15 protein-coding genes are annotated in these 11,986 nt (G+C 39.2%); 11 read left to right on the forward strand and 4 right to left on the reverse strand.

Annotated features, from left to right (window positions below):
- Positions 1–27: 27 nt before the first annotated feature.
- From rpsK to truA, 10 genes are all read left to right on the forward strand, one after another.
- Complete coding sequence (gene rpsK / locus IGL86_RS00860; RefSeq protein ID WP_002356226.1) at positions 28–417, forward strand: 30S ribosomal protein S11; 390 nt, start codon at positions 28–30, stop codon at positions 415–417.
- Between the two features lie 80 nt (positions 418–497).
- The gene (locus IGL86_RS00865) at positions 498–1,436 is read left to right on the forward strand and encodes a DNA-directed RNA polymerase subunit alpha (protein ID WP_002356227.1); all 939 of its coding nucleotides are present in this window, start codon (positions 498–500) and stop codon (positions 1,434–1,436) included.
- 73 nt (positions 1,437–1,509) lie between these two features.
- Positions 1,510–1,893 (forward strand): 50S ribosomal protein L17, encoded by a 384-nt coding sequence (rplQ, locus tag IGL86_RS00870; protein WP_002356228.1) that lies wholly within the window; start codon positions 1,510–1,512, stop codon positions 1,891–1,893.
- A 45-nt stretch (positions 1,894–1,938) separates the two neighbouring features.
- Entirely contained in the window at positions 1,939–2,151 is a 213-nt protein-coding gene (locus IGL86_RS00875; protein WP_002411018.1) for a hypothetical protein, read from the forward strand.
- Between the two features lie 16 nt (positions 2,152–2,167).
- The gene (locus IGL86_RS00880) at positions 2,168–3,367 is read left to right on the forward strand and encodes a DUF819 family protein (RefSeq protein ID WP_002359351.1); all 1,200 of its coding nucleotides are present in this window, start codon (positions 2,168–2,170) and stop codon (positions 3,365–3,367) included.
- 15 nt (positions 3,368–3,382) lie between these two features.
- Complete coding sequence (locus IGL86_RS00885) at positions 3,383–4,558, forward strand: M20 family metallopeptidase (RefSeq protein ID WP_010822445.1); 1,176 nt, start codon at positions 3,383–3,385, stop codon at positions 4,556–4,558.
- Positions 4,559–4,759: 201 nt separating this feature from the next.
- A complete protein-coding gene (locus IGL86_RS00890) occupies positions 4,760–5,599 on the forward strand; it encodes an energy-coupling factor ABC transporter ATP-binding protein (RefSeq protein WP_002359354.1) in 840 nt (279 codons plus the stop codon).
- Positions 5,575–6,444 (forward strand): energy-coupling factor ABC transporter ATP-binding protein, encoded by an 870-nt coding sequence (locus tag IGL86_RS00895; RefSeq protein WP_033625617.1) that lies wholly within the window; start codon positions 5,575–5,577, stop codon positions 6,442–6,444. The genes IGL86_RS00890 and IGL86_RS00895 overlap by 25 nt, the downstream gene beginning before the upstream one ends.
- Complete coding sequence (locus IGL86_RS00900) at positions 6,441–7,238, forward strand: energy-coupling factor transporter transmembrane component T family protein (RefSeq protein WP_002373841.1); 798 nt, start codon at positions 6,441–6,443, stop codon at positions 7,236–7,238. Before IGL86_RS00895 ends, IGL86_RS00900 begins: the two co-directional genes overlap by 4 nt.
- An 18-nt stretch (positions 7,239–7,256) precedes the next feature.
- Positions 7,257–8,006, forward strand: coding sequence for a tRNA pseudouridine(38-40) synthase TruA (gene truA, locus IGL86_RS00905; RefSeq protein ID WP_033625616.1), 750 nt, complete (start codon positions 7,257–7,259; stop codon positions 8,004–8,006).
- Between the two features lie 50 nt (positions 8,007–8,056).
- Here truA and IGL86_RS00910 read toward each other — a convergent pair whose 3' ends face one another.
- The 3 genes from IGL86_RS00910 to IGL86_RS00920 form a co-directional block, all read right to left on the reverse strand.
- On the reverse strand, positions 8,057–8,368 hold the full coding sequence (locus IGL86_RS00910) for a heavy metal-binding domain-containing protein (protein WP_002381365.1): 312 nt from the start codon (positions 8,366–8,368) through the stop codon (positions 8,057–8,059).
- Between the two features lie 132 nt (positions 8,369–8,500).
- A complete protein-coding gene (gene brnQ, locus IGL86_RS00915; protein ID WP_033625615.1) occupies positions 8,501–9,856 on the reverse strand; it encodes a branched-chain amino acid transport system II carrier protein in 1,356 nt (451 codons plus the stop codon).
- A 90-nt stretch (positions 9,857–9,946) separates the two neighbouring features.
- On the reverse strand, positions 9,947–10,438 hold the full coding sequence (locus IGL86_RS00920) for a GNAT family N-acetyltransferase (RefSeq protein ID WP_010819150.1): 492 nt from the start codon (positions 10,436–10,438) through the stop codon (positions 9,947–9,949).
- A gap of 172 nt (positions 10,439–10,610) precedes the next feature.
- On the opposite strand from IGL86_RS00920, the gene IGL86_RS00925 reads away from it, so the two are divergent.
- Positions 10,611–11,195, forward strand: a complete 585-nt coding sequence (locus IGL86_RS00925; protein WP_033625614.1) for a TIGR00730 family Rossman fold protein — start codon at positions 10,611–10,613, stop codon at positions 11,193–11,195.
- Between the two features lie 44 nt (positions 11,196–11,239).
- On the opposite strand, the gene IGL86_RS00930 is transcribed toward IGL86_RS00925, so the two are convergent.
- Complete coding sequence (locus tag IGL86_RS00930) at positions 11,240–11,980, reverse strand: amino acid ABC transporter ATP-binding protein (protein ID WP_002356242.1); 741 nt, start codon at positions 11,978–11,980, stop codon at positions 11,240–11,242.
- Positions 11,981–11,986 lie beyond the last annotated feature (6 nt).

Here is an 11,986-nt window from a genome sequence, read left to right on the forward strand (position 1 = left end):
TTCCTAAGTGAAGGAGGTTAGAACTTCATGGCAGCAAAAAAAGTTAGTCGTAAACGCCGTGTCAAAAAGAATATAGAATCAGGTGTAGCACATATCCATTCTACATTCAACAATACAATCGTAATGATTACTGATACACATGGTAATGCATTAGCATGGTCATCAGCAGGATCATTAGGCTTTAAAGGAAGCAAAAAATCAACTCCTTTTGCCGCTCAAATGGCTGCAGAAGCCGCAACTAAAGTGGCAATGGAACATGGACTTAAAACTGTAGACGTAACAGTTAAAGGACCTGGTTCTGGACGTGAAGCAGCAATTCGTTCATTACAAGCAACAGGTTTAGAAGTGACTGCAATTCGTGACGTGACTCCAGTTCCTCATAATGGATGCCGCCCTCCAAAACGCCGTCGTGTTTAATGAGCGCCACTCATTCTGAGTTTGAATTAGGAACGTCATTGAACAAGACACTTTTCGTTTTGAAAGGGGTATAGATAAGAATGATTGAATTTGAAAAACCAAGAATCGAAAAAATTGATGAAAATAGAGATTATGGTAAGTTCGTCGTTGAACCATTAGAACGCGGTTACGGAACTACTTTAGGTAACTCTCTACGTCGTATTTTATTGTCTTCTTTACCAGGAGCTGCAATTACGAATATTCAAATCGATGGTGTTTTACACGAATTCTCAACCATTCCAGGTGTACGAGAAGACGTAACACAAATTATTTTGAATATTAAAGGCTTAGCATTGAAATTATATGCTGAAGAAGAGAAAACCCTTGAGATCGATATTACAGGACCCGCTACCGTGACTGCCGGCGATATTATCGTGGACAGTGATGTTGAGATCCTAAATAAAGATTTAGTTATCTGTAGTGTTGCTGAAGGAGCTACTTTCCATGCTCGCTTAACAGTGAAACCTGGTCGTGGCTATGTTCAAGCAGACGAAAACAAAAAAGAAGATATGCCAATCGGTGTACTTCCAGTTGATTCCATCTACACACCCGTTCGTCGTGTTAACTACCAAGTAGAAAATACACGTGTTGGTCGTCGTGATGATTTCGACAAATTAACAATGGAAATATGGACAGATGGTTCAATCATTCCTCAAGAAGCACTAAGTTTAGCTGCGAAAATCATGACTGAGCATTTAGATATCTTTGTAAACCTTACTGACGAAGCGAAAAACGCTGAAATCATGGTGGAAAAAGAAGAAACTCAAAAAGAGAAAATGCTAGAAATGACGATTGAAGAACTTGATTTATCAGTTCGTTCATATAACTGTTTAAAACGTGCAGGCATTAATACTGTACAAGAACTTACAAACAAATCTGAACCAGAAATGATCAAAGTACGTAATTTAGGTCGTAAATCTCTTGAAGAAGTAAAACTTAAATTGCATGATCTAGGATTAGGATTACGTAAGGACGATTAAGACTTTTACGAAGTTTCCAGTCCTGCTTAACAGCAGTGGCTCGTGAGAACAGAAACGAAGGAGGGAACCCAACGTGAGTTACCGTAAATTAGGACGCACATCAAGCCAACGTAAAGCTATGCTACGTGATATTACAACTGATTTAATCATCAACGAACGCATCGTAACTACTGAAGCTCGTGCGAAAGAAGTACGTTCAACTGTAGAAAAAATGATTACTTTAGGTAAACGTGGAGATCTTCATGCACGTCGTCAAGCAGCTACTTTCGTTCGTAATGAAGTTGCTAGTGTTCGTGAAGAAGATGAGTCTATCGTTGTTGAATCAGCTTTACAAAAGCTATTTAACGATTTAGGACCTCGTTTCGCGGAACGCCAAGGTGGTTACACTCGTATCTTGAAGACAGAACCAAGACGCGGCGATGCAGCACCAATGGTAGTTATCGAATTTGTTAAATAATTAATAAACCGATCACTTTATAGATGTTTCTTTTAGAGTGTTATGATGTTGGAGGCGACTCCGAGTCTAGCTCTGCTTTCCCTGCTAAAGATGGCTTTAGCAGGGGAGCACTCATCATATAAAGGTGATTTTTTTTTGCTTTGGGAAAACGCTGTTTTCTCAAAGCTTTTTTGTTTCTTAAAAGCATTGCAGAAGCTTTTCCGGTTTGTTATACTGGTTATTAATTGGAATTTTCAGATAATTAAACATCTGAGTTAGTAGAAGGGGGAATTATATGTCACAAATGTTTGCTTTTTCGTTGCTGATGGTTATTTTATACATTGGTGATGTAGTTTCTATCAAAACAAAAGCTTGGATTCCATCTGTTTTTGTTTGTGGTGTTTTATTTATTCTTGGTTATTGGACTATTTTTCCACAAAATATTGTGGAAGTGGCAGGGATTCCTACAGTGGTTGCCACTTTATTAATGTATCTGTTGATTACTAATATGGGCACTCTGCTCTCTGTTAAAGAATTGGTTAATCAATGGAAAACGATTGTGATTGCTTTGTCAGGTATTCTGGGCATTATTGCCTTGTTATTAGCTGTAGGGACTTTTGTTTTTGACTTAAAAACAGTTTTAGTTGCAATCCCGCCGTTAGTAGGAGGTTTAGTTTCTTCATTAGTAATGTCAGAAGCGGCTCAATCAGCTGGTTTAGCCTCACTTTCGGTTTTGGCAATTTTAATTTATGTCATTCAAGGGTTTGCAGGTTATCCCTTAACTTCAATTGTTCTAAAAAAAGAAGGAAAGCGGAAGCTTCAAGAATATCGAGCAGGGACATGGCAGCCGGTTCATGAACAAGAGGGGCAAGAAACAGGAGCAGAACCAGATGTGCCTAAACTATTTGAAAAAGTACCCAAACGATATCATACAGATTATTCACGAATTTTACGTTTAGCCTTAGTTGCCACACTTGCTTATTATGTTTCTGTGTGGACGGCACCGTTTGTGACGATTAGTCCTTTTGTGCTGTGTTTATGTTTTGGCGTGGTTGCAACGTCTTTAGGCTTTTTAGAAAAGCAACCATTGCAGAAAGCAAATAGCTTTGGTTTTGCGATTTTAGGGTTAATGCTTTTTGTCTTTGATGGCTTAAAACAAGCCACACCTGAAATGTTGATGGATTTATTTTTACCAATGATTGGGATTATTGTGATTGGTGTTATCGGGATGTACATCTTTTCAGCAATTGTTGGTCGTGTATTAGGTGTGAGTAAAGAGATGGCATTCGCTGTTTCGTTGACAGCTTTATATGGCTTTCCAGCCGATTATATTATTACGAATGAAGTGATTCAATCATTGACAGAAGATGAACAAGAACAGGCGGCTTTAACGAGCCATTTAATGCCACCGATGTTAGTGGCAGGTTTCGTAACAGTCACCATTGTTTCGGTTATTTTAGCGGGTATTTTTTCAAGTATTTTATTAAGTTTGTAGAAACGGGGCGTAAGTATGAAAAAAATCAAAGCACTAGTCAAGCAGCATGCACAAGAAATGATTGCTTTTCGACGGGATTTACACCAACATCCAGAATTACAATTTGAAGAATTTCGAACGACAGAAAAAGTCGCGGCAGTTCTTGATCAATTAGGAATTACTTATCGCAAAACAGAACCGACGGGTTTAATTGCTGAAATTGTGGGCGGCAAACCAGGCCGAGTGGTTGCGCTGCGGGCGGATATGGATGCCTTACCTGTACAGGAATTAAATGAAGATTTAGCTTATAAATCTTTAGAAGCTGGCAAGATGCATGCATGTGGGCATGATTCCCATACCGCGATGTTAGTAACAGCGGCTAAAGTATTAAAAGAAATCCAGGAAGAACTTCAGGGAACAGTAAGGTTAATTTTTCAACCATCTGAAGAAAATGCGCAAGGTGCTAAAGCAATGGTTGCGCAAGGCGCAATGACCGGTGTTGATGATGTATTTGGCTTGCATATCTGGTCACAAATGCCTGTAGGAACCGCTTCGTGTCGAGTGGGCTCAAGTTTCGCATCCGCAGATATTTTTTCTGTTGATTTTAAAGGACGTGGTGGCCATGGTGCCATGCCAAACGCTTGTATTGATGCGGCAGTCATAGCTTCTTCTTTTGTGATGAATCTGCAAACGATTGTTTCTCGGGAGACAGATCCTTTAGATCCAGTAGTTGTCACGATTGGACGGATGGATGTGGGGACCCGTTTTAATGTGATTGCTGAGAATGCACGTTTAGAAGGAACGGTTCGTTGCTTTAGTGTAGCAACGCGTAAGCGAGTAGAACAGGCGCTACAACGCTATGCGGAACAAACAGCCGCTATTTACGGTGGGACGGCTTCGTTAGATTATCAATATGGAACGTTGCCAGTGATTAATGATGAGCAAGATGCCTTGTTTGCTCAAACACTAATTAAGGAAAATTTTGGTGAAGCGGCCTTAAGACAAGAAGAGCCGACAACCGGTGGCGAAGACTTCAGTTATTATACTGAACATGCTTCTGGTTGTTTTGCCTTAGTGGGAAGTGGTAATCCGGAGAAAGATACGGAATGGGCACATCACCATGGTCGTTTCAATATTGATGAAGATGCGATGGCAATGGGTGCTGAGTTATATGCCCAATATGCGTTTGAATATTTGAAGACGCATTTTTAAAAGAAAATCAGTAACTTCTTGTTTTATGAGAACAAGAAGTTATTTTTATGAAAAATAGACCTGTCAAGACAGATAAGAGCTCCCATAATGACCGTTCTTTTGGTATAATAAAAAATAGTGTGAAGAATCAGAACAGATGATTGAAAAAACGCTACTTTTTTGGTAGTGTTAGAAAGAATAAATAGATTGAGGGAGTACGCGATGCAACCAATCATTGAACTAAATAATATCCAATTTAATTATCAACCAGAAGATGCTTCTCCCGCTTTAAAAGATGTGTCTTTTTCCATTCAACAAGGCGAATGGGTCGCTATTATTGGCCATAATGGTTCTGGTAAATCAACGTTAGCCAAAACGATCAATGGGCTGTTACTGCCAGCTGCTGGGACTATCAAAGTTGGCGGCAAAGAATTAAATGAAGCAAACGTCTGGGATATCCGGCGTATGGTAGGAATGGTCTTTCAGAATCCAGATAACCAATTTGTCGGTTCAACAGTCGAAGACGATGTGGCTTTTGGTTTAGAAAATCAAGGTATTCCGCGTGATGAAATGGTCGAACGTGTTCACGATGCATTAGAACGGGTTCGTATGTTAGATTTTGCCAAGCGAGAACCTGCTCGCCTATCTGGCGGCCAAAAACAACGAGTAGCTATCGCTGGTGTGGTTGCTTTGCGACCAGATATTATTATTTTAGACGAAGCGACAAGTATGTTAGATCCAGAAGGTCGTGCAGAAGTAATTGCTACCATTCAAAAGATTAAAGAAGAAAGCAATTTAACAGTTATTTCTATTACCCACGATATTGATGAAGCGGCTAATGCGAATCGTATTTTAGTGATGCGCCAAGGACAATTGACAAACGAAGGAACACCAGAAAAGATTTTTTCTGCAGGAGAAGCGCTTGTTGAAATGGGCTTAGATTTACCGTTTCCTGAAAAATTAAAAGTAGCTTTGAAAGAGCGCGGCGTTGTTGTGCCAACGAATTATTTAACAGAAGAAGGGATGGTGGATTGGTTATGGACGTCCGTTTTAAACAAGTAGATTTTACTTACCAACCCAATACTCCTTTTGAGCAACGGGCATTATTCGATATTAATTTAACGATTCAAGACGGCTCTTATACAGCGATTGTCGGTCATACTGGCAGTGGCAAATCAACGCTATTGCAACATTTAAATGCTTTGGTGAAACCAACTAAAGGCCAAGTGACAATTGGAGAGCGTGTAATTACGCCAGAAACTGATAATAAGAATTTAAAACCAATTCGTAAAAAAGTTGGGATCGTTTTTCAATTTCCAGAAGCACAATTGTTTGAAGAAACAGTGGAGCGAGACATCGCTTTCGGACCGAAAAACTTTGGTGTTTCAGACGAAGAAGCGAAAAAATTAGCTAAGAAAATGCTTGATTTAGTCGGCTTAGATGAAAAATACTTACAACATTCTCCGTTTGAGTTATCAGGTGGTCAAATGCGCCGTGTCGCAATTGCTGGTGTGCTAGCGATGGAACCAGAAGTCTTAGTATTAGATGAACCGACTGCTGGTTTGGATCCTAAGGGTCGTAAAGAAATGATGGAGATGTTTAGCCGTCTGCATAAGGAACATAATATGACCATCGTTTTAGTGACACATTTGATGGATGACGTGGCTAATTACGCAGATCATGTGATTGTTTTAGAAAAAGGACAAATCGTCCGAGCGGGAGCACCACAAGAAGTGTTTCAAGAGACACAATGGCTGAAAGAAAAACAATTAGGCGTGCCAACTGCAGCCGAATTTGCTGAAAAATTAGTGGCAAAAGGCTTTTCTTTTGAGCAATTACCATTAACGGCCGATCAATTAGCCGATCAGCTTCTGAAAAAAATGCAGGAAGCAGGTGAGGCAAAATGATGAATAAATTGATTTTTGGGCGTTATATTCCAGGCGATTCTTTTATCCATCGTTTAGATCCGCGTGCAAAATTATTAGCTAGTTTTTATTTTATTGGAATTATCTTTTTAGCAAATAATTGGCAGAGTTATGTTTTAATAGCAGCCTTTACTGCTTTTGCTATTTCATTATCAAAAATCAGCGCCCGCTTCTTTATCCGCGGTGTTCGGCCATTATTATGGCTAATTCTGTTTACTGTGGCTCTTCAAACCTTGTTTACACAAGGGGGAGAGGTGTACTTTCAGTGGGGAATTATTTCCATTACCCAGTTTGGTGTGACGAATGGGCTATTTATTTTCTGTCGTTTTGTTTTAATTATTTTCATGTCAACGTTATTAACTTTAACGACGGCACCATTAGAGTTATCAGATGCGATTGAATATTTGTTACGCCCACTTCGTGTGGTGAAATTTCCAGTTCATGAAGTTTCATTGATGTTATCAATTGCCTTACGTTTTGTCCCAACATTAATGGATGAAACGGAAAAGATTATGAATGCCCAACGTGCCCGTGGTGTTGATTTTGGTGAAGGAAACTTACTTCAAAAAATGAAAGCTATTGTTCCACTTTTGATTCCGCTTTTCGTAAGTAGTTTTAATCGTGCGGAAGACTTAGCGACTGCCATGGAAGCAAGAGGTTATCAAGGCGGTGAAGGACGGACGAAATACCGCATTCTTCATTGGCACCTACGAGATACAATAGTAATGTTTGGCTTTGTCTTGTTAACCATTGGCTTATTTGTATTAAGAACTTAGAAAAGGTGAAGAAAAATTATGCCCCGCTATAAAGCAATCATTGCCTATGATGGCACTCATTTTCATGGCTTTCAAAAGCAGCCTAATGAGCGTACCGTTCAAGAAGAAGTAGAAAAAACGTTAGCACGCATGAATAACGGACACTCCGTGACGGTTTTTGGTTCAGGACGAACAGATGCAGGGGTTCATGCAATGGGCCAAGTGATTCACTTTGATTATCCGCAGGAACGTCCGTTGGAAAAAATGCGCTTTGCGTTAGACACACAAACACCAGAAGACATTGCTGTGCGCAGCGTGGAACGTGTTTCAGAAGACTTTCATGCACGTTATCACGTGATCGAAAAAACCTATCAATTTAAAGTGGATATTGGCAAACCGCGAAGTCCATTTCGACGTTTTTATGCTAGTTATTTTCCGTATCCCATTGATCTCGAAAAAATCCAACAAGCTTTACCTGATTTATTAGGTACCCATGATTTTACCTCTTTCTGTGCCTCAGGAAGTTCGGTAGAAGATAAAGTCCGAACCATTCATGAAGCCAGTGTTCATGTCAATGAAACGGGGGATGAATTAACATTCACTTTTCGGGGCGATGGTTTCTTGTACAAAATGATTCGGATTTTAGTTGGTACGCTATTGAAAATCGGCAATGGGCGGCTGGAACCAACCGCGATTCCAGCAATTATCGCAGCCAAAGATCGAAATTTAGCGGGTCCGACTGCTCATCCAGAAGGATTGTATTTAGCAGAAGTGAAATATGAAAAATAAAAAGACGTAGACCTTACAAGAAAAGGTCTGCGTCTTTTTAGTTGCAAAATTTAGATGTATTTAACAGCTGTTCCGTAAGCCACGACAGATTGCATGTCTGTGCCAATTGTGCCAGAATCAAAACGCATCATCACAACGGCATCTGCACCTAATTTAGAGGCTTCTGCTTTTAAACGTTCGATTGCTTGGTCGCGTGCTTCTCGTTGCATATCAGTGTAACCTTTGATTTCACCGCCAACTACGCTTTTTAGTCCAGCACCTAAATCTTTAAACATATTTTTAGAACGTGTGGTTAACCCGAAAACTTCTCCAATAATTTCATATTCTTGACCGCTAATTCTCTCGGTTGTTGTAACTAACATGGGCAATTTCCTCCAGTACTTGTTGGTAACTTCAATTTACCATAGTCAAGAGTTTGGTACAACGAATATACATAAAAACGACACTAGAAAAGATGCGCTTCCGCATTTTTTCTAGTGTCGTTTTGGTAAGAATTAATCAAGAATAGGATCTTTTTTAGAAATCATGCCCCAAACCCAACTAATTAGAAAAGCAACCGTTGCTGGAACGACCCAGCCCATGCCAATAGTGAACAATGGTAAGTATTGGCCGGCTTTTTCTAAAAGCGTTGTTACAAACGCCGTATCTTTGATAAAGGCAGGCGCGCTATTTAATGCATCTAAAACAGCAGCAATCAATGTGATATAGGTCGTTGCTTGATAGACTTCCCGTCGATGTTTGAAAATAGGACTGATGATTACCAAAAGCATTAAAGTAATCGCCAATGGATAAAGGAACATCAAGACTGGAACGGCAAATTGAATGATGTTGGTTAAGCCGACATTTGCAAAAATAGCTGGTAAAATAACAACAATTGCCAAGAATTTTTGATAGGAAACTTTCGGAAACATTTCTTCAAAAGTCTCAGAAAAGGCTGTGCTTAAGCCGATACCGGTTTTTAAACAAGCAAGAACTACGATAAAAGCCAGTAAAATACTCCCTGGTAGGCCTAAATAGTAATTGGCAATTTGGGCTAAGGCAATCCCGCCGTTTTCACTGATTGGAAAAGCCCCGATACTCATTGTTCCCATATAAGCAAGTAAGGTATAGATAACCCCCATCAATACAACACTGAAAGCACCTGATTTAATCATTCCTTTAGCGATATCTCCTGGTTTTTCGACGCCCATATTTCGTAAAGTGGAAACGACAACAATCCCAAAAGCTAATGAAGCTAAAGCATCCAGCGTATTATAACCTTCTGTAAATCCTTTAAAGAAAGGACTTGAAATATAATTTTCACCAACAGCGGCACTGGCCACATGACCTAATGGTTTTACAAAGGCTAAAACAATCAAAATTCCTAGCAATGCTAAAAATAACGGATTTAAAAATTTACCCACATAATCTAAGATTTTACTTGGCTTTCTAGAGAAGAGCCAAACAGCTAAGAAAAATAATGCGGAAAAACCAGCAAGAACCAGCCATTGCAAGTCTTTAGGAACAAATGGTGCAAGACCAATCTCAAAAGAAGTAGTTGCTAACCTTGGTAAAGCAAAGAAAGGACCAATCGTTAAATATAATAGTAAGGTAAAAATAAGAGCATAACGACGATTAATCCGAGAAGCTAAGTCAAAAACACCTGAACTTTTAGAAACACCCATAGCAATGACACCAAGAAAAGGTAAGCCAATTCCAGTGGCTAAGAAGCCCAAGTTTGCTAAAAAGACGGAAGCCCCAGCTTCTTGTCCCATATGTACAGGGAAAATTAAATTTCCAGCACCGAAAAACAAACCGAATAACATTGAACCAACGTATAGATAATCACGCCAAACTAACTTTTTTTGCATAGATTCACACTCCTTAATATTGTCTTATTATTTAAAATAACAGAAGAAGAAACAGAGAGCAACCAGTTTTTATAGAAAACATTGGTTTTCTTATTTTTCTATGAAATAAGCATACTGATAATCATCACAATAGTGTCCATTTATATAAAATTCTTCTTTAAAATGTGCTTCCTGCACAAAACCATGTTTTTTATAGAATCGAATGGCTTCTTGATTGGTAGCCATTACTCGCAAACTCAGCTTATGAATCCCGCTTATCTGAGCCATATCTTTGACATACGACAGCAAAGAACCGCCAATCCCTTGGCCCTGGAAATCTGGCGAAACGCCAATACTTAGTAGCCATTGCTTTTGATGAGCTGCTAACGAAGTGGGCGGATGGACTTCAATAAATCCAGCAAGTTGTTGTCCGCTGATGGCAACGAAAATCGTTTCATCTTTCATTTTTTCTTGATATGCCGCAAGCGAGAGTGGTTGTATCTCGGCAGGGGTATTCTTTTTTGTCCAAATGATTTGGTCCAAGGCATGTAATGCGGGCCAATCTGCTTCGGCAACTAAGCGAATAGTGAGTGAGGTAGACAAGATAATAGGGCTCCTTTTTCTGAAATTTTAAAATATAAAAAGACTATAGCATTTATTGTCTGAAAATTCAAATACTTTTAAAACGAAAAAAAAGTGGCTGCACCTTTTCGAGAAAATCAAAATATGCTACCATAGCTACCAGAGGATAGATGGTAAAAAAGAATCTATCTAAATGGAGGGTATGTTTGTGAAAAAAATGGCAGTATATTGTGGCGCCAGTCTGGGGAATGAGCCAATCTATCAGCAAGCTGCAGTAGCGTTAGCCGCTTGGATGAAAGAAAATCACTATGATCTAGTTTATGGCGGTGGCAATGTTGGTCTAATGGGTACAGTGGCTGATACGCTTTTGGCAGAAGGTGGAGAGGTAATTGGTGTCATGCCCACTTTTTTAATGGAACGAGAGATTGCACATAATGGCATTACAAAGATGCATACAGTCAGTGATATGCATGCGCGTAAGAAAAAGATGATTGAATTGGCAGATGTGTATTTAGCTTTACCCGGTGGTCCCGGCACACTCGAAGAAATTAGCGAGGTGATCTCTTGGGGCCGAGTCGGTGAACATATGAATCCTTGTATTTTATACAATGTGAATAGTTACTATGACTTATTAGCTGCCTTTTTTGATAAAATGGTAGAAACTAATTTCTTAACAGAAGCGGATCGAGCTAAAATTTTCATTTCAGATTCCTTAGAAGAAATTGGTGCATTTATTGATTCTTATGAACCGCCAATGATTCGTCAATACAAAAAATAACAAAAGAGGCAGTCACTCTAACCAGAATGACTGCCTCTTTTTTACTAGTTTTTCGTTAGAATCCGATGTAAGAACTCTTTTGTCCGAGCTTCTTTTGGATGGACAAAAATATCTTCAGCGGTCCCTTCTTCGGCAATGACACCTTTATCCATGAAAATAACACGATCGGATACGTCCCGCGCAAATTCCATTTCATGTGTTACAATCACCATTGTTAGCCCTGTATGGGCAAGATTTTTCATCGTTTTTAGCACTTCGCCAACCATTTCAGGATCCAATGCAGAAGTTGGTTCATCGAAAAGTAAAACATCTGGATCCATTGATAATGCTCGAGCAATGGCTACCCGTTGCTTTTGTCCACCAGATAATTGAGCAGGTTTGGCATCAATAAAACGAGCCATGCCAACTTTTTCTAAATTTTCTAAGGCAATTTTTTTGGCTTCTTCTTTGTTTCTTTTTAGGACAGTCATCTGACCAGAAGTACAGTTTTCTAAGACATTCATGTTATTAAATAAATTGAATGATTGGAAAACCATACCTAAATGGGTCCGATATTTGGGCAAACTATAACCACGTTCTAAAACATTTTTACCATTATAGATGATTTTGCCATCTGTTGGTTTTTCTAATAAATTAATACAACGTAGTAACGTTGATTTACCAGAACCAGAAGAACCGATAATGGTGACAACTTCTCCTTTGTTGACGTTCATATTGATATCTTTTAATACTTCGTTTTCGCCAAAGCTTTTTCGTAAATGTTCAATTTCAATAATTGCACTCATTTGTTT

It is taken from the genome of Enterococcus sp. DIV0774 (assembly GCF_050539095.1).
Classification (GTDB): Bacteria; Bacillota; Bacilli; order Lactobacillales; family Enterococcaceae; genus Enterococcus; species Enterococcus faecalis.